This is a genomic window from Psychrobacter sp. S1-30-MNA-CIBAN-0213 (assembly GCF_040309845.1).
Taxonomy (GTDB): Bacteria; Pseudomonadota; Gammaproteobacteria; order Pseudomonadales; family Moraxellaceae; genus Psychrobacter.
In genome coordinates this window covers 129,672-147,958 of the sequence record NZ_JBEOPE010000002.1, presented here as the reverse complement: position 1 = coordinate 147,958, position 18,287 = coordinate 129,672, and the positions used below count along the sequence as shown (strand labels likewise).

15 protein-coding genes are annotated in these 18,287 nt (G+C 41.6%); 13 read left to right on the top strand and 2 right to left on the bottom strand.

Annotation, left to right across the window (positions count from 1 at the left end):
• Positions 1-12 precede the first annotated feature (12 nt).
• From AAEY87_RS02450 to AAEY87_RS02420, 7 genes are all read left to right on the top strand, one after another.
• Positions 13-756: a hypothetical protein gene (locus AAEY87_RS02450; protein ID WP_350655803.1), complete on the top strand. Its 744-nt coding sequence runs from the start codon at positions 13-15 to the stop codon at positions 754-756.
• Position 757: 1 nt separating this feature from the next.
• Positions 758-1,741: a hypothetical protein gene (locus AAEY87_RS02445; protein ID WP_350655802.1), complete on the top strand. Its 984-nt coding sequence runs from the start codon at positions 758-760 to the stop codon at positions 1,739-1,741.
• Positions 1,716-3,314: a M23 family metallopeptidase gene (locus tag AAEY87_RS02440; RefSeq protein WP_350655801.1), complete on the top strand. Its 1,599-nt coding sequence runs from the start codon at positions 1,716-1,718 to the stop codon at positions 3,312-3,314. Before AAEY87_RS02445 ends, AAEY87_RS02440 begins: the two co-directional genes overlap by 26 nt.
• A 47-nt stretch (positions 3,315-3,361) precedes the next feature.
• Complete coding sequence (locus tag AAEY87_RS02435) at positions 3,362-4,039, top strand: hypothetical protein (protein ID WP_350655800.1); 678 nt, start codon at positions 3,362-3,364, stop codon at positions 4,037-4,039.
• A gap of 183 nt (positions 4,040-4,222) precedes the next feature.
• Complete coding sequence (locus tag AAEY87_RS02430; protein ID WP_350655799.1) at positions 4,223-4,537, top strand: hypothetical protein; 315 nt, start codon at positions 4,223-4,225, stop codon at positions 4,535-4,537.
• Positions 4,538-4,876: 339 nt separating this feature from the next.
• Positions 4,877-6,130, top strand: coding sequence for an NAD(P)/FAD-dependent oxidoreductase (locus tag AAEY87_RS02425; protein WP_350655798.1), 1,254 nt, complete (start codon positions 4,877-4,879; stop codon positions 6,128-6,130).
• A gap of 63 nt (positions 6,131-6,193) precedes the next feature.
• Positions 6,194-6,532: a RidA family protein gene (locus AAEY87_RS02420; protein WP_068035018.1), complete on the top strand. Its 339-nt coding sequence runs from the start codon at positions 6,194-6,196 to the stop codon at positions 6,530-6,532.
• 139 nt (positions 6,533-6,671) lie between these two features.
• On the opposite strand, the gene AAEY87_RS02415 is transcribed toward AAEY87_RS02420, so the two are convergent.
• Positions 6,672-7,586: a LysR family transcriptional regulator gene (locus AAEY87_RS02415; RefSeq protein ID WP_350655797.1), complete on the bottom strand. Its 915-nt coding sequence runs from the start codon at positions 7,584-7,586 to the stop codon at positions 6,672-6,674.
• A 329-nt stretch (positions 7,587-7,915) separates the two neighbouring features.
• On the opposite strand from AAEY87_RS02415, the gene speB reads away from it, so the two are divergent.
• The 4 genes from speB to AAEY87_RS02395 all read left to right on the top strand — a co-directional run bounded on the left by speB (position 7,916) and on the right by AAEY87_RS02395 (position 13,963).
• Positions 7,916-8,884, top strand: coding sequence for an agmatinase (speB, locus tag AAEY87_RS02410; RefSeq protein WP_068035022.1), 969 nt, complete (start codon positions 7,916-7,918; stop codon positions 8,882-8,884).
• Positions 8,885-8,998: 114 nt separating this feature from the next.
• A complete protein-coding gene (locus AAEY87_RS02405; protein ID WP_350655795.1) occupies positions 8,999-10,747 on the top strand; it encodes a 5-guanidino-2-oxopentanoate decarboxylase in 1,749 nt (582 codons plus the stop codon).
• A 50-nt stretch (positions 10,748-10,797) separates the two neighbouring features.
• Positions 10,798-12,567 (top strand): D-lactate dehydrogenase, encoded by a 1,770-nt coding sequence (dld, locus tag AAEY87_RS02400; RefSeq protein WP_350655794.1) that lies wholly within the window; start codon positions 10,798-10,800, stop codon positions 12,565-12,567.
• Positions 12,557-13,963: a YjiH family protein gene (locus AAEY87_RS02395; RefSeq protein WP_350655793.1), complete on the top strand. Its 1,407-nt coding sequence runs from the start codon at positions 12,557-12,559 to the stop codon at positions 13,961-13,963. Before dld ends, AAEY87_RS02395 begins: the two co-directional genes overlap by 11 nt.
• A 250-nt stretch (positions 13,964-14,213) precedes the next feature.
• On the opposite strand, the gene AAEY87_RS02390 is transcribed toward AAEY87_RS02395, so the two are convergent.
• A complete protein-coding gene (locus AAEY87_RS02390; protein WP_350655792.1) occupies positions 14,214-15,260 on the bottom strand; it encodes a GlxA family transcriptional regulator in 1,047 nt (348 codons plus the stop codon).
• Positions 15,261-15,524: 264 nt separating this feature from the next.
• On the opposite strand from AAEY87_RS02390, the gene AAEY87_RS02385 reads away from it, so the two are divergent.
• Positions 15,525-17,345, top strand: a complete 1,821-nt coding sequence (locus AAEY87_RS02385) for an acyl-CoA dehydrogenase (RefSeq protein ID WP_350655791.1) — start codon at positions 15,525-15,527, stop codon at positions 17,343-17,345.
• A gap of 75 nt (positions 17,346-17,420) precedes the next feature.
• Complete coding sequence (locus AAEY87_RS02380; protein ID WP_350655790.1) at positions 17,421-18,203, top strand: SDR family NAD(P)-dependent oxidoreductase; 783 nt, start codon at positions 17,421-17,423, stop codon at positions 18,201-18,203.
• Positions 18,204-18,287: the final 84 nt, after the last annotated feature.

Here is an 18,287-nt window from a genome sequence, read left to right as displayed (position 1 = left end):
ACAGGATAACCTATGTACTTGTTAAATAAAAACCTATGCTTTTTTTCAATATTCCTCTTTACGACACCATTTATCAGTGTAGCTCAAACCACAAACGAAGAAGATTATCAAAGTTATAGAGATAGCATACCAGTTGTTCAGCTCAAGATGATTCCTAATTCAAAAGAAGAAGTAAACGAATCTTTCAACCAAACTAATGAACCAGACTCAATGAGCTATACCGATAAACTAAATAAAGAACTGGCAATCAATGAAGTTCCTTTTCGGTATGTAGATTATGAGTATGGCGATGGGAAATTCACTACTTATCCATTTGAACTAGTGAACGAGAAATTACCAACGATAGAAGGTAGTAATCCTAATTATGATAAAAGATACGACAAAGCCTTTCAAAAAATGATTTCTAAACTTGTCAGCCCTATCGACTTGGCTCACAAGGAAATTTATGCAATGGGAACACAACGAGAAGGAGTGTACATACAAGATATAAATACTAATAAAAAGTATGTGTTCAACAAGATTTGCTTCGATAGTAAATGTGCTTTAGGGCAAGTATTTTATATCTTTGACCCAAAAAGCTATGATATGACAGGTATACTTTACAACGGTTGCTCATTCATCAAGGACAATATAACTGGGAGCGATATGCGCACCAAACTACTTTTACAAAAATATATCGATGTACAAGACCCTCTAGATTATAGCTATGCTCCTGATGCTTGTAGAAAGCAGTTGTCAATAGCGAAGGAAGAATAATATGAGCTCACTAATAAAACCAGTTCAAGGAGTTACTTATACTCCTGATAGAGTAGGATATATTAGAGCTGTTTCTAGAAAGGAGTCAGGATCTGATTTACGTTATTCTTATACATATACTGGGGATAACCAAGAAGCCATTAAAGTAGATAACCCAACAGCTGTTAGTATACTGAACCCTTGGAATTATGTGGGACTGTTTCAGTTTTCTGAAGAAGCATTACAGGATGTAGGCTGTTATCGCTTTGATGGAACTAAAAATTCAAAAACTCAAGACTGGGGTGGGACTGGGAACTATTGGACTGGTAAATTTGGTGCTACTTCACTTAATGTTTTTAAAAGCAGCGGTACTATCCAGATGAAGGCGATCAATGAATGGATTAATCGCTTATGTAGATACTCAAGGAGTAAGAATTTAAACGAATTCTATGGCGTAACTATTACAGGAGCAAGTGGTTATGAAGATTTTGAAGTAACTGAATCAGGCGTAATAGCTGCTATACATTTAAAAGGTTCAGGAGCTGTTAAAAGTTTTTTAACTACGAATGGTAAAACAAATGAATCCGATGCTAACGGTACTAGTATAGCAAAATACATGAATATGTTCGCTCATTATGATATTCAAACTTGTTGTAAACGAAAAGTATATGTAAAGGTTGTGGATGTCAAAAAGGTTGGTATTCCCAACAAAGAAGTTGAAATCAGCTCTGAGTATAAAGGTAAATTTAATGTAGCTAAAATAGTAGTTACGCATAAAACAGATAAAAAAGGTAATTTACCAATAATAATCAGACATCCAAAAGCAAAAATTCAGTTAAAAATAGATGGTAAATTAGTTGAAACTATAGTCCAAAAATCAGATCAGGTACAAGGGTATGAAGTAGTATACCTAGGTAAACACAACTATTCATCTAAACTATCAGAACATGAAAAATTGGAAGCTACTCAGGAAAGTACTGTTGGAAGCTACTCAGGAAAGTACTGATAGTAACGATATTATCAATAATGATGACTCTACTAGTTCAGATCAACCAAATGAAAGCAGTAATATAGTTGACGAAGTCACCTTCAACATAAAACTAGTCGAAGGCGACACAGGCAAACCACTACCAAATACAATCTACCATCTTGAGTACAAGAATAATATCAAACCTCATAAAACCGACAGCTCAGGTATTGAATCTGGTATAACAGCTGATGTTAATCAATCTATCGGCGTCTATCTTGATGACGACGATGGCAAAAAGCAATCTATCTACAGCATGTCATTTCCCGTTACTGGAAATTTAAACGGACAGACCAAAGTACTCAAAGTACCAGTTGTCTCCTTTAACATTAGGTTTGTCGACAACAACAATCAACCCATACCGCATTACGAGTTCAAAACCCTATATCGTGGCAGACAATCTGCTATAAAAAGAGCAAACAGCCAAGGTATTAGCACTATCAAAGCCCTTGCTGGTCAAAAGCTTACCGTTATCGATGGTCAAGGTAGAGCTAAGACAACCGCAATCGTTACCTATGGCTCCAAACAATGGACTATGATAATAGGTACAAACATCACCGAAGAAGATATTAGCAATGTACCAGATATCTTAAATCAAGAAGCATCGACTACTCCAGAGACAAGTGAACAAGATGACAAGCCAAAACCTCAAACAGAGCAAGACCCTGTCATCAAAATAGAAAAGCCAAAGGTAACAGAGGTTGAAAAAAAGACAGAAACAGGGCCGACGCTTGAGGTTGCCTCAGATGAGGCTAAAATCACCATAAAGTTCGTTGATGAAGGAACAAATAAGCCACTATCGGGGCTTTCATATATTACTCAGTCTACCAAATATGGTAAGAACACTTCTGTGACAGGAAAAGATGGTACTAGAGGTAGAACACATGATTCGCTAGTAGGTGTTGATATAACCATACTGGTGTATGAAGACGGTAAGGAAGTTAAGAAAGATGTCATTACAGCAAGTGCTGATCGAAATGATATTCCTCATGTTTATAAGGCTAAGAAGCCTGATACAACTTGGTGCAATCCGTTAGATAAATGTGTAGTTAGAACTGCTCGTTTATCTTCGAGAAAAGCTGCTACATATGGTCGTGTAAGAAGTGGTGGTACAAGAAACCATCAAGGTATAGATTTTCGTGCAATTCTAGGAGTACCGATCAAAGCTGTTGCTAATGGCAAGGTTACTGTTATTAACGAGTCTTACAAGAGTAAAGAAAACTTTGGAGCATATCTTGTATTAGAATGTGAATTAAATGCCTTACCAGAGCCACAAAAGTCTTATGCTAAGAAAAATGTTAAAGGAAATAAAGTATGGTTTTTTTATGCTCATCTTAGTCAAATAAATACTGAATATAAGAATAAAGATGTAACTGCAGGTACAGTTCTAGGTAAAACTGGAGCTAGCGGTAATGCTAGAGGTATGACCACTATCGCTAGTGGAGCACATTTACATTTCGAAGTTAGGCACGTTTCTACAGGGAGTCCTGGCAGAGGATTGGTAGGCAGGTTTGACCCTTTGCCATTTTTTCCAGAAATTCCTTCAGCCTGATGAACTGAAGTCACTATTGATATCTATTAAATTTTGGATAGTTAAGTATGCAATATAGAATCGCTTTTACAATTTTTTTTACTATATCAGTTAGCGCATGTAATAATAACGCTACTACGCAAAACCCAGATATCCAAACTGCTAAAACTCCAACCGAAAAACCTTATCAGGAAGCTCAAGGTGATGAAGCAAGAATTCAACAACATACAAAAACTCAAGACACCAAATTACAAAATCAACAGAAACCTCCTATTATAAAGGAAGTTAAAGTAGGTGAAATTATTAGTTTGGATAGTATTAAAAGTATATCTAGTTTTGAAAATGAGCTAAAAGAAATATCAGTTGTTGAGGATTGTGGAGGTTTTCTTGCTCAAGAAGAAAGTGAATATGAAAGTATCTTTCAATATGGGAATATGGCAGTAAACGTAATGGACGATCAAGCGGTTGTATCAAAAGTTATTGGGTTTCCTGATAATTTCAAATTCAATTACAAAGGACTTGTGGTTGACAGCAATTTTACGCCCAAAGATTTAGACTATGACGACTTTGAAGTCTTTGAAAATGAACTTAATTCGTCACAAGAAATAATAGATATTGAGTTTACAGATATAGAAACAGTTTACGACACTTTATTTAGTTTACGGGCAAATAATAGTGATGATTTATTTTATTTATACTTTTTAAATAATAAGGCTGTTGCTTTGGAGATTATCATACAGTGTTAATTTCTAAAATAATATTGACATAATTGGTTTAAATCTCTTGTACTTACTCTCTTATTATTATAAATATTACAACGTCAATCTTTTGGTACAAATATAAGTATATACATTTAAGTCTAATTCACGATTTTTCCGATGTTGTTACTCATTGTGCTGCTATATGTATAATTGGCATAGAGTCTGATAGTGACAGCGTCGCCTGCAGCCTCATCAAGCTACGCCTCAAGTGTTACCGATGACGGCTGCATAAAACCCTCACCGACCCCGCTCCTTCGTAGCTTGCAACTGTCCTCAGGCGCCACCCACGGCTGGCAGTTTGCTCCAAGGCTGGGGCAAACTGTCCTGCTCAACCATTGGTATGGTGATAAAGACAGTCCGGTGATTAGCCGCGCCCTCTATGACGGTATCGGCATGGGTGATCTAGATGACAAAGACATCACCACCCGTGACGCCGGACTACCCAACAGACATAACCTACAAGGGGGATCATCGTCAAGATGACATGGCGGCGGTCTGGGACACTCTCAAATCAACGCAAATGACATTCACAGTGGCTGGATCTCTGGTGTCACTCAATATGGAATGACCTCTGATACCGAGGAAGTAATAAGAAAGGCGCAATTAGTTAACTAACTTTATAGTTTGACAGTCTAATTCCATATTAAATGTTCATTTAATGTCCCTATTATTCCTACCAATTTACCTCTTATTAGATGCCTATAACCAAAAGTATCTGACAACGAAAAAATCCGTCAGATATGGGTTTATTAATTGTCAGGTTCGCGTTATTATCACCCCCTATTAAGCAAGACTCTACTACCTATCAGGAAAGGATATTCTATGCGCTATGAGGTTATTGTTATTGTTATTGGTGCTGGTATGGTTGGCACATCGATTGCGTGGCATCTACAAAATAACGGTTCGCAGGTGTTGTTGTTAGATAAAAAACTACCAGGGTCAGAGACCTCATATGGTAATGCTGGCTTGATCCAGCGCGAAGCAATTCATACGCATCCTTTCCCGCGCCAAATTACTGAAATGATTAGAGTATTACCTAATCAAGGTACTGATATTCGCTATCGTATACCAGCAATTTTGCGTTATCATCAAGCGTTATTGCAGTATTGGAAATACTCTGCACCCGCGACTGTTAAGCAGATCGAAGCAGAGTGGCAGACGCTGATTGCGCATTGTACCAGCGAGCATCAGACCATGATTACGGCGTCTGGCGCTGATGAACTTATCACCCGTGATGGTTGGTTACAGCTGCATCGTTCTGAAGACACCTTTAAAGAGGCCATTGCTTCAGCCATCGCTGCGCGTGAGAAAGGGGTTGAGCATAACGTATTGAACGTTGAAGAATTAAAAGTGATGGAGCCTAGCGCTAATTTTGATGGTTTTGTCGGTGCGATTCATTGGTTGAATTCATGGCAAGTATCAAACCCAAGCGCCTTGGTAAAAGCATATGCAAAAAACTTCCAAGATATGCAGGGTACGATTAAAGAAAGCAATGTAAAAGAAATCGTCCAAGATGGTGAAGGCTGGAAAGTCATCACTGATAACGATACTTATTATAGTGACAAGCTGGTCATCGCGGCCGGACCTTGGTCTAATGATTTGATTAGACCGCTTGGCTATAATTTGCCGTTGTTCCCGATGCGTGGCTATCATCAGCACTTTAAAGTGACTGATAAAAATAATATCAATCACAGTATGTTTGATATGGATAAAGGCTTTGTCATGGGGCCAATGCAGCAAGGTATCCGTATTACCACTGGTGCTGAGATGACAACAATGGATGCGCCAAAGAATTTTGGACAGTTGAAGACAGTACTAAAATTTGCTAGAAAAATTCTACCATTAGAAGATGCGGTAGAGAGTGAAGCGTGGGCAGGATCACGTCCTTGTATGCCTGATATGAAGCCGGTCATTGGGCCTGCACATAAACATGAAAAACTATGGTTTGCATTTGGTCACAGTCATCAAGGCTTCACTCTAGGGCCTATGACGGGGCGTATCGTTGAAGAGCTGATACATAACAAGCCTGTCGTGGTTGATGTTGAGCCGTTTAGCGCCCAGCGTTTTTCTAACTAAGATATTGTTTTTAACTGAGTCATCACTGATTCAAATACTTTAATAAATTAAGGATTAAATACGATGAAAAAGCTACATAGCAATCAACGTATGAGTAAAATTGTTGTTCATAACCAGACTGTTTATTTATGCGGTCAAGTGGGCAATGCGGAAGATGATATCAAAGCGCAAACACTGACTTGTTTAGAGAAAATACAAACACTGTTAGAAGAGGTGGGCAGTGATAAATCAAAGTTACTATCAGTGACGGTCTGGATAAAAGATATGTCAGACTTTGCCGCGATGAATGAAGTATGGGATAAATGGTTTGAAGGCATACAGCCACCAGCTCGTGCTTGTGGTGAGTCTGCATTGGCACGTCCTGAGCTATTGGTTGAGATGATAGCCATCGCAGCTGAGTAATTAACTTTACATGATATTTGCATAAAATAAAAAGGAGATGATACTAAAATCGTCTCCTTTTTTATGGGCTTTTATGCGTCAAGTTTTTATAAAACGATAGGTTTATCGAAGGAGTTTTAACGAAAGCGAGCTCACTAAACTAATGTGTTTGCTCAGTTAATAGCCTAAGCATTTGTTTCAAAAAATCAGCCACGTGTTTATGCAGGTTTTCTCGATAGGCCCAGTGATGCTTAACTTCGTAACTTGCTTCATCGGGCAGTAATATTCTCATCAGTCCCATCTCTTCATAGCGCATTGCTAGATCACGAGGCAAGTAGCCAACATGATGACCTGCAAGGATAAGCTGCGCAGTCGCTTCCATTTGATAGGTAGTAGCGCTTAATATTTTTGGGCGAATATGATTGATACTGACATCGGTAATATATCCTCTTTTAATCCATGGGTAGTTTTGTTCTAAAGACTTGAAAGTCAGGCCCTCTGATTCATGAAATAATATATGCTCGCGTCCACAGCAGACTACTTGCTTTTCAATAAAGGCATGTTTAAAAGTTAATAAAGGCGGAAAACTGCCAAAATAGCCCACGCCAATATCACTTTCATTACTCAAAAGCTTGTCGAGCATACTCTCAGGGCTCTGCACATCGATAGAGAAGTGTATCAATGGATTATCACGATAGCTGGCAGCGAGACACTGGCGTAAGGCGTCATAAAAAATCGTTGGCATCTGATCTATCAAACATAAGCGAATATGGCCACCACGAACGGAATCTAATTGACGAATATAATGCAATTGATGTTGGAAGCTGGCAACTGCTTCAGTAAAACTCAAGCACGCCTCGTAGACGGCAATACCATCTTCTGTAAGCTTAAATCCAGCACGGCCACGATGACAGAGTGTCATCTCCAGTCTGTCTTCTAGATGTGCCAAGTGACCGCTAATAACAGAGGGGGTAACGTTTAACCGTGATTGAGCGGCCGTCACACCCTGACACTCTACGATAGCCATAAAGCTACGTAGGGTTTTTATGTCTATTTTTATAAGTTCATCGAGCATTTATATTCACGCTATATAAAAATTAAGTGTATAGGAATAGGAGCATTTTAAAGGTCAGGTAGTTTTCGAACACCTATTAGATATTACTGTTGCTCACTGCACATTAACAAATAAATGGTATTTTTATCAAATGTTTAGATTTTATTATCGTTTTTAAAAGTGATTTTATATTCATTAAACTTCTAATAATAACGGTTAAATCTTCTTTACTACGAGATTTTAGAAGTTTACTTCTGAATTTTACCATGGTCTACGCTGATATATTTAGGTATTGTCAAAGCATATAAAAAATTGCCTATTCTAAACAAACTGAAACAAGGATGTGATTTATGAAATTCAATCAACCACTAAGTGGCAATGATATGCCAAGATTTGGCGGCTTTGCTTCTATGATGCGCCTGCCGACTCAAGCTGATGCTGAAGGGCTGGATGTGGCTTTTGTTGGGGTGCCTCTAGATATCGGTGCATCAAACCGCAGCGGTGCAAGATTAGGTCCTAGACAAATTCGTGATGAATCACGCATGATTCGCCCTTATAATGTTGCCACTCGCGCTGCTCCTTTTGAATCTTTGCAAGTCGCTGACATTGGCGATGTGCCTATCAACACCTTTAACCTGCTAAAAAGCGTCGATATCATCGAAAAGTTCTATACAGAAAAAGTGGTGAATCATGGCGCTATTCCATTAACTTTGGGCGGCGATCATACGATTGCACTGCCTATTTTACGTGCGCTTGCCAAAAAACATGGCCCTGTCGGTATGGTGCATATCGATGCTCATGCTGATATCAATGATGATATGTTTGGCGAAAAAATCGCCCATGGTACACCGTTCCGCCGCGCTGTTGAGGAAAACTTAATCGATGGCAATCGCGTAGTACAGATTGGCTTGCGGGGTACTGGCTATAGTGCCGAAGAGTTCGACTGGTCAACCCAACAAGGCTTTCGTGTTGTGCCTGCTGAAGAGTGCTGGTATAAGTCGCTGACGCCATTGATGGCAGAAGTGCGTGAAAAATTGGGTGATGGTCCTGTTTATTTGAGTTTCGATATTGATGGTATTGATCCAGCATTTGCGCCTGGTACGGGCACTGCTGAAATTGGTGGCTTGACGTCAACTCAAGGTATCGAGATTATTCGTGGTATGCGTGGCCTTGACGTGGTCGGTGGAGATTTAGTAGAAGTGTCACCGCCATATGATCCGTTTGGTAACACCTCTGTATTAGCAGCGAACTTGTTATTCGAGATGTTATGTATCCTGCCAGGCGTACGTTATGACGACAAAGTCAAAGCAGTCTACTAATCGCAACTCAAGATATAGATAATAAATCACCCTTTATGAGAATAAAGGGGATTTTTGCTATGCCGCTGAACGACTTATTTAACTGCTATTGAACTTTTTTAGGATGATCTACTCATGACGCAATCAACGCAAGCGCCTTCTTCATTGCCAATCACTTCGCCTCTGACCTGCGGTGAGCTACTGGTGCAATGGCTAGAGTATTATGGAGTTGAGACCGTATTTGGTATTCCAGGTGTACACACGGTAGAGTTATATCGTGGTCTGCCTAATACCAATATTCGCCACGTGACACCGCGTCACGAGCAAGGTGCAGGTTTTATGGCCGACGGCTATTACCGTGCCTCTGGTAAAGTCGGGGTGTGCTTTATTATTACCGGCCCTGGTATGACCAACATCATGACTGCTATGGCGCAAGCGTTAGCAGATTCTATACCGATGCTAGTAATATCTAGTGTCAATAAAGTTAAAGATACGGGTAGCGGTGAAGGGCACTTGCATGAATTGCACGACCAACAAGGCATGGTGAGCAAGGTTGCGCTCATGAGTAAAACTATCTGGCAACCTGAGTCATTACCTAAGGTCATCGCTGAAGCTTTTGCGTTATTTAATGGGGCGCGTCCAGGACCGGTCCATATCCAGCTGCCTATCGATGTGATTACCGCAGATGCTAGTCATGTCGCTAAGCCATCTGATTTAACCTCTAATTTTAACAGCACCAAAAATTTAAATGACACTGCAAAAAGCCAAGCTGATGATGGTTTAGCACTACCGCAAGTCATGAGACCGCTGCCTAATCCTGCGCAGCTTGATTTGATTGTTGAGCAGCTAAAAAGTGCAAAAAATCCAGTTGTATTGTACGGTGGCGGCTGCGTTGACGTCGATTATGATGCACAAAAACTGGCAGAGCTTATCGATGCACCGACATTTTTGACCATTAATGCCAAAGGTTTATTGCCACCTGGTCATCCTTTGAGTTTGGGTAGCAATCAGTCATTAGACGCCGGTCGCGCCGTGATCGCTGAGGCTGATCTAGTATTGGCGATTGGTACTGAGCTTGGTGAGACCGATTACGACGTCTTCTTTAATGGCGAGTTCCAAATCAACGGCACACTCATTCGTATTGACTGCGATGCCCAGCAGTTGCAGCGTCCTTTTAGAGCGGATATCGCCGTATTATCTGATGCGCAAATGGCTATTAGCGGTCTTTGTACGCGTTTAGAAAGTCATCAGCTTAATCATCAAGCAGCGTCACGAGTAGCTGAGGCAAAGCAGGCGTTAATAGAAGCTATGACGCCAGACTTTGCTGGACAAAATGCACTGCTTCAACTAATTAGAGATGAAGTAAAAGACGTCATCTTCGTTGGTGATTCGACCCAACCGGTCTATAGTGGCAATCTTGGCTTTGAGGCGCTGGCGCCCCGTAAGTGGTTTAACTCATCGACTGGATTTGGCACTTTAGGTTATGGCTTGCCTGCCGCGATTGGCGCAATGATTGGATCAAAGCTTCCTGTCATTAGCCTAATCGGCGATGGTGGTATTCAATTTACCATTGCAGAACTCATCTGCGCGGCTGAGCTTGAGCTACCGTTGATTGTCTTATTATGGAACAACCAAGGTTATGGGGAGATTCGCCGATATATGGAAGAAGGTGGATTACCATTGATTGGGGTGAATATTAAGACACCTAACTTCGAGCCGCTAGCAGCAGGATTTGGCGCTGGCTATCGTAGAATTACCGATAAGCAGCAGCTACTAGATGCATTGCAAACGGACATAAAAGGTAAACAACCTGTCATTTATGAGATTGATGAGGCTGATGATTTTCTTTTTGAAATGGGTAAGACCTTCACCTGCTTTAGTTAATGAGCTGATGCTAGTTATGCAAAAGTCTGGTCGCTCAAGGAAGAACGTCTATGGTGTTAAATTCTAATCGCTCGTCTAGTAAGTTGTCTGAGCTGTTAGATGGCTTATTAGCTGATTTGACGGCTGTTATTGGGGCGACTAATGTACTGACCAAGCCCAGCCAGCAGCAAGCCTATGTGTACGGAGCGATTAAGTCTGTTGCTTCTACTACAGTAGCAGTAGTGACACCAGATTCTTTAATCGCACTATGGCGTGTCATCAACCTTTGCGCGGCGGCAGATGTCATTATTATTGCTCAAGCTGCCAATACCGGACTGACTGGAGGATCAACGCCATACGGTGAGTATGATCGGCCTGTGGTAGTGATTTCGATGCAGTCGCTCAGTGGTATTTATCTACTCAATGATGCGACGGAGGTTATTGCCTTACCAGCTGCGACCCTTCAACAACTGGAGTCTAATCTTGCACCGTTAGGGCGTGAACCACATTCAGTATTAGGCTCTAGCTGTGTTGGTGCTTCGGTCATCGGCGGTATTTGTAATAGTTCTGGTGGGATGTTGGTGCAGCGTGGCCCTGCTTATACTGAGATGGCACTGTTTGCCAGACGCAATGCCTTAGGTGAGTTTGAGTTAATCAATCACTTAGGAGTTGATTTAGGCACGCATCCAGAAGAGATGCTTAATAATTTACAAGCTGGCACGTTCGATAAAGATTTGGCTAGGCCTAATAAAGCATGCGCAAACCATCAGTATCAAACCAAAGTACGCGATTGCGAGGCTAAGACGCCAGCTAGATTCAATAATGATCCTAATGGATTATATGAAGCGTCAGGTTCAGCAGGTAAAGTAATTGTATTTGCTGTAAGAGTAGCGACTTATCCTAAACCTAAGCAAGAGCAAGCGTTTTATATCTCGACCGATGATGCTGATACCTTGACCACGCTGAGACAGCATTGGCTTAAAAGTGAATTACATCTGCCTATTTTGGCAGAATATATGCATAAAGATTACAATGACATCACGCTACGCTACGGCCGTGATACTTGTTTAAGTATGCGCAAGCTGCCTGCTAGTAAGATAGGAGCGCTGTATCGACTACAAGCAAAGATTGGCTATTATCTGGATAAATGGCGACTACCAAAAACTTTGCCAGATCGCGTGCTACAGATGGCATCTACCTTTATGCCAGCATCGTTACCGAAAGTCTTAGCTGAGCAAGCAGTATCATACCGTTATCATTTAATTATAAAAGTAGCGAATATTTGTGCAAGTGACAGTCATATCGCATCTGCTCAAGCATTTTTGCAGTCTCATATGCAGCAGCATCAAGGTGTACTACATACATGCACAGAAGAAGAAGCACAGGCATTATTAGTATTTCGCAGTGCGGCAACGGCTGCTATGTTTCGTTATCACAATCTAAATCATAGTGAATTTGGCGAGCTAGTATCTACAGATATCGCCTTGCCAAGGAACGCTGTAGATTGGGATGAATCGCTACCTCTTAACTTGCAAAGACAAGTAAGCAAAACCTTTTATTTGGGACATTTTTTTTGTTATGTCATGCATCAAGACTACTTATTAAATCCTACTATTGACTCAAAAACGTTCAAGGATGAATTGTTGGCATTTTATGATCAGCGTCATATCGAATATCCCGCTGAACACAATGTGGGTCATGTTTATACCGCTAAGTCTGAATTACATTCGTTTTATAAAAAACTAGACCCGACTAATTCGCTAAATCCGGGAATTGGTCAGACAGCGAAATGGAAAAACTGGCGATTGTCGCCCATCATGGAGGAATTAAATGACGGTTAATATCAATAAGTCGCAGCAGCCTGTTCTAGGCAACAATGCTGTCGATCCAAAAACGCCGCAAGGAGAGCAATGGCGCGCGTCATTGTGGAAATTTTTATTATTTTCAGCGCTTGGTATTGCGCTATTTATCATTCCATTTCAATGGGATGGTAAAGTTACTATTTTACTTGGCGTATTAACCGATGCTTTGCAAGCCATTTTAGGTGGTTATGTCGCTTATATTACACTGGCGATAGTTACGACCTCTTTTATCGGGGCACTGGCAGTAAAAGTGTTGCGACCTGACTTGCATACAGACTCCTTATTAAGAAAACTATTCGATGTCGATTGGTTTTGGCTCGCTGCACGTTTTCTAGGCGCCTTGTTCATTTGGATGATTTTTTTACAGATAGGCCCTGAGTTTATTATCAACCGTAATACTGGCGGCGTTATTTTTGAAGATCTTATTCCAATTCTGATTCCTTTATTTTTCTTTGCCATCTTGTCCTTACCATTTTTGACTGATTTTGGCTTGATGGAGTTTTTGGGAACGTTAGCCAGTAAAGTATTTATCAAACTATTTAAACTCCCAGGACGCTCGGCAGTAGATGCCATGTCCTCTTGGTTTGGTGCGGCTTCCATTGGCCTGCTAGTCACTATGCAAGAGTACGATAAAAGTTATTATAGCCAGCGTGAAGCGGCGATTATTGCCACAACCTTTTCGGTAACTTCAATCGCTTTTACTTACGTCGTCGCCAAGACTATTGGCGTAGACAACAATTTTGTTTTCTTTTATCTGACCATCGCTCTGACGGGTTTTATAGCTGCTATTATTATGCCGCGTATACCACCGTTGTCATTGAAGCCTGATACTTACCATTCTGGCAAATGTATGTTAGATGAAGAAATTCCTGCTCAATATAGTATGCCGCAGTGGGCACTGAACCGTGCTGTGACTCGCGCGCATTCTATGCCAAGCTTGGGTAGCGTGTTTAAGCATAGCGTCAAGAATTTATTTGATATCTATCTTGGACTCATTCCGGTTATTTTTGCTATCGGCACCATTGGTCTTGGCTTAGCAGAGTACACGCCAGTATTTGATTGGCTTGCAACCCCACTGGTGCCAGTGCTTGAGTTATTACAGATTCCAGAAGCCGCAAAGGCTGCTCCTGCTATGATTATGGGCTTTGCTGATATGTATCTACCAGCGTTGGTCGGTAAGAGTATTGAAAGTGAGATGACGCGCTTTATCGTCGGTGCTGCATCTATTACCCAGATTATTTATATGTCTGAAGTTGGTGCACTAATTTTGAAGTCAAATATTAAGCTCAACGTTTTAGAGCTGTTTATGATCTTCATTATTCGCACACTTATTAGCTTAGTGGTTATCACGTCAGTAGCACATTTGCTGTATTAGCAGTCTACTTATAGCATCAATAAAGCCGATTTGATTTAAAGTCAGGTCGGCTTTTTGTTTTCTGCTCTTTGTTAAGCCCTCATATAATCGGTCCTGAAAAAATAAGTGCAAACACTATAACGCGCTACTGGGATAAATCTTTCTTGCTTGCTGTGCCTACGCAGACAGAGGCTGCGCAAAATTTACCCCAGTAGCGCTGTATTTATTTTCTAGTAGATCGACTATACAAAAGTACTATTAAGAAACATTACTAAATCGCCAACCGCGAAAACTTATCTTGATATTCTTTCGGTGTCAGCTCGGTGGCGCGCTTAAACAAACGTGTGAATGACGAGATATCCTCGTAGCCGACTTGCTCGGCCAGCGATTTTATCGTCACATCTCCTGATTCTAATAGACGCTTTGCTTGTTCAATTCTAACCGCTTGAATATACTCAATCGGACGCATCGCGACGCAGGATTGAAAACGTCTATTTAGAGTGCGTGGAGTGATATTGACCATGGCAGCCAAACGGCTGATTTGGATAGGTTGCTTAAAGTTTTCCTCGATAAACTCTTGTACTTGCTTAACCAGCTGGTCTGAATGCGGCTTATGCAAAGTCACATTGGTATAGCTATTTTGATTACCCCGTTTACTATCAATAATCTGGGTTTTCGCCACTTGGGTAGAAATCTCGCGCCCACAAAATCGCTCTATCAATAATAATCCCAAGTCATAAAACGCGCTACCGCCCGCTGCACAAAATATATCGCCCGATTGGTGTGCTAAATCACTTTCCGACTGGTTTTTTGATTGAATCTTTGATTGAGTGACAAACTGGTTCTCTTGCAAATCAACCAGTGGAAAATCTGCCTTAAACTTACTGGCATAGCCCCAATGGGTTGTCGCTACTTTGCCATCGAGCAAGCCCGCCTTTGCTAAAAAGAAAGCCCCGCTACAGTTGCTGGCAATATCCGCTTTAGTATTCGCCAGTCGCTGTAAATGCGGAATTAAATTATTATTTTGACTCAACACTTTATCGATTGAATCGCCAATCGTTGGAATTAATAGTAAGTCGCACTCAATCACGTCTTGAATGTCGCAATGCGCTTGCATAATTAAGCGATTGCTACATCTGATATCGACGCCGCCTAGACTGGCAATCTGTACATTAAACCTTGGCTCAACGCGCTCATCCAAAAAGCGTTGCCAACTGACCCCAGTAAACGAAAACAAATCTAGCGCCCCAGCTAGCACGCTGCCGAGCACACCATCGAAACCAACAATGATGACTTTAAAAGGTTTGGAGTAGGGCAAAATTCAGCTTCCTTTAGGTGTATGAGAATGTATATTTGATGTTTACGTGCAGCTGGTAAAGATTTTCTTGCCTGCTGTGCGCTTCGCCAGACAGAGGCTGCAAAAATCTAGATCAGTTGCACTGGGCGTAATTTGAAATTCCTTAACCATAGCTTATAAAATGTCTTATTTGACCATAATTATGTCATAAATGACAATACGGCAAGACGTTAAATTAGATTAATATCAATTGATTATCAAATTTAATGAGTTAACGAGAATACTATGGCAGCAGATACGCTTATCAACGACTTTGAATTACCATTCCAATTATATGATGTATTGGGAACTGAAAATTTAACCAAACATCCAAAATTTGCAGAACACAGTCGCGAAACATTCGATGCGGTACTCGACACCGCCAATAAAATCGCGACCCAGTTGTTCTTGCCACACAACCATTTAGCAGATAAAAACGAGCCTCAGTTTGACGGCAAAAAAGTTAGCATGATAGACGATGTCAAAGTCGCTTTTGATGCGTTTCGTGAGTCAGGCTTTATCGCGGGCCGTTATAGCTTTGACGATGGTGGCATGCAATTACCCGAAACAGTGATGACAGCTGTGGCAGGCTATTTTATGGCAGCCAATCCATCGACCACCGCTTATCCATTTTTAACCACTGCCGCGATTAATGTTATCTCACATTTCGCCAGTGATGAGATTAAAGATGCCTTTATGCCGCGTATGCTGACCGGTGAATTTACTGGCACCATGGCACTAACTGAGCCACATGCAGGTTCGTCGCTTGCCGACATTAAAACCATTGCAATAAAGCAGGACGACGGCAGCTATCGTGTCAAAGGTAGCAAAATTTATATCTCAGCAGGCGATCACGAACTGTCTGATAACATCGTGCATTTGGTATTGGCCAAAGTGCCGGGCGGTCCTGGTGGCGTCAAAGGCATCTCGTTATTTGCCGTGCCCAAGTATCGACTCAATGACGATTTATCAGTAGGCGAGCGTAATGATGTTCATTTAACTGGTCTTATTCATAAGTTGGGTTATCGAGGTGCGACTTCTACCGCATTAAGCTTTGGTGATGAGGGCGAGTGTTATGGCTATCTTATAGGCGAAGAGCATTTTGGTCTGCGCTACATGTTTAAAATGATGAATGAGGCGCGTATCGCGGTTGGTTTTGGCGCGGCGATGATTGGATATCGCGGTTATCAGTATTCGCTCGATTATGCCAAAGACAGAACGCAGGGCAGAATCGCCCCCAACAACAAGCCCGAAGATGCGGCAACGGCGATTATTCAGCACGGCGACGTAAAGCGTATGCTACTGGCGCAAAAAGCTTATGCTGAGGGCGGCATATCACTGTGCTTATACGGCTCGAACCTGATTGACTGTATCAATACTTGTGAAGACGCCACACTAAAAAACGAGCTTTCAGAGTTGTTAGATTTGCTCACACCAGTACTCAAAGCATGGCCGTCAGAGTATGGTCCAAAGGCCAATGACTTAGGTATTCAAGTATTGGGCGGTGCAGGCTACACACGTGAGTATCAAGCCGAACAGTTTTGGCGTGACAATCGTCTCAATCCCATTCATGAAGGCACAAATGGCGTACAGGCACTAGATTTGTCATTTCGAAAGTTGTGGCAAAACAAAGGGCTTGGTATTCAAGTTCTAAAACGTGAAATTACTCAAGACTTAGAAAACATCAGCACCCCAGAAACCGCCAAACTTGCGGGTAAGTTGATGCCTTATATGGGTCATCTGCATGAAGTGTTGGTGCATTTAAGCAAAATCCTGCAAACGGAAAAAGCCATCACGTTGACTGGTAATGCACAAGCCTTGATGAATATCTTTGCCTCTATCGTGGTCAGTTGGATTTGGATTCGCCAAGCCAGCAAAGCTGAGCAATTATTAAGTGAGACCATGGACAGTAATTCACAAGATACGGAAAAGCAAAACTTCTATCACGGTAAACTGCAAGCAGCAAAATATTTTATCGATTGGGAATTGCCCTTAATCAATCGTGATATCGAGCTGTTAAATAACGACAATGCTGTATGTACCGATATGCAAGCAGAATGGTTCTAACCAATGAGAAGTTAGTCGCATCGTGTTGAAAAAACTTGCACCATATAAAATAAAACTCTTTTAAAGGAATAAAGTATGACGTTAAACACAAATGGAGTTGCATCAGACGTAACTGGTAAACGCATTTTAATCACTGGCGGGGCGTCTGGTATTGGAGCCGCAAGTGCGTTATTGCTAGCCAGTCGCGGGGCCAAAGTAGTGATTGGCGATTTGGCAGAAGAGATGGGCGCAGCCGTTGCTAAGCAAGCACAAGACGCTGGCAATAGTATCGTCTTTAAAAAGGTCGATGTCACCAGCGGTGATGATGTACGTGCGCTATTTGCTTTTGCCATGGAGACGCTTGGTGGTCTTGATGTGGTGATAAATAATGCCGGTATTGATCATAAGCCAGCACCCATGCATGAGCTGAGCGATGATGACTTTGATCGTAATATCGCTGTTAATCTAAAAGGCGTCTGGCATTGTATGCGTGCTGCTGTTACTTGCATGGCGACCAATGGCGGTGGCCATGTGATTAATGTGGCCTCTATCGCAGGCCTGCGCTCTGCGCCACTGCTGACGGCTTATAGCGCTGCTAAGCATGGTGTCATGGGACTAACCAAGTCCGCTGCTCACGAGTATGCGCGCGTCAATATCCGCTTTAATGCGGTATGTCCGAGCTTTATTGATACGCCGATGGTGCGTAATACCATGGCGAAGATGGACGAGCGCGCCCAGCAAGCAACCATCAAAGCCAGCCCACTGCGCCGTTTAGGTGAAGTCGATGAAGTGTCTGGCGCGATTGCTTGGCTGGCGAGTGATGAAAGCAGCTTTATGAATGGTCATGCGTTTACCCTTGATGGTGGTATGTTAGCTTAATGGTTTTATACCAATCCCAAAAATATGATTAGCGGTGTCAAACTCGCTTAGTCTACTAATTGTAGTATTTGCACTCGTCTTCCT

Coding starts and splice junctions, on each gene's coding strand:
- AAEY87_RS02425 (WP_350655798.1), top strand. CDS start 4,877: ATGCGCTATGAGGTTATTGTTATTGTTATTGGTGCTGGTATGGTTGGC.
- AAEY87_RS02445 (WP_350655802.1), top strand. CDS start 758: ATGAGCTCACTAATAAAACCAGTTCAAGGAGTTACTTATACTCCTGAT.
- AAEY87_RS02415 (WP_350655797.1), bottom strand. CDS start 7,586: ATGCTCGATGAACTTATAAAAATAGACATAAAAACCCTACGTAGCTTT.
- AAEY87_RS02385 (WP_350655791.1), top strand. CDS start 15,525: ATGGCAGCAGATACGCTTATCAACGACTTTGAATTACCATTCCAATTA.
- dld (WP_350655794.1), top strand. CDS start 10,798: ATGGTGTTAAATTCTAATCGCTCGTCTAGTAAGTTGTCTGAGCTGTTA.
- AAEY87_RS02435 (WP_350655800.1), top strand. CDS start 3,362: ATGCAATATAGAATCGCTTTTACAATTTTTTTTACTATATCAGTTAGC.
- AAEY87_RS02395 (WP_350655793.1), top strand. CDS start 12,557: ATGACGGTTAATATCAATAAGTCGCAGCAGCCTGTTCTAGGCAACAAT.
- AAEY87_RS02450 (WP_350655803.1), top strand. CDS start 13: ATGTACTTGTTAAATAAAAACCTATGCTTTTTTTCAATATTCCTCTTT.
- AAEY87_RS02380 (WP_350655790.1), top strand. CDS start 17,421: ATGACGTTAAACACAAATGGAGTTGCATCAGACGTAACTGGTAAACGC.
- AAEY87_RS02405 (WP_350655795.1), top strand. CDS start 8,999: ATGACGCAATCAACGCAAGCGCCTTCTTCATTGCCAATCACTTCGCCT.
- AAEY87_RS02420 (WP_068035018.1), top strand. CDS start 6,194: ATGAAAAAGCTACATAGCAATCAACGTATGAGTAAAATTGTTGTTCAT.
- speB (WP_068035022.1), top strand. CDS start 7,916: ATGAAATTCAATCAACCACTAAGTGGCAATGATATGCCAAGATTTGGC.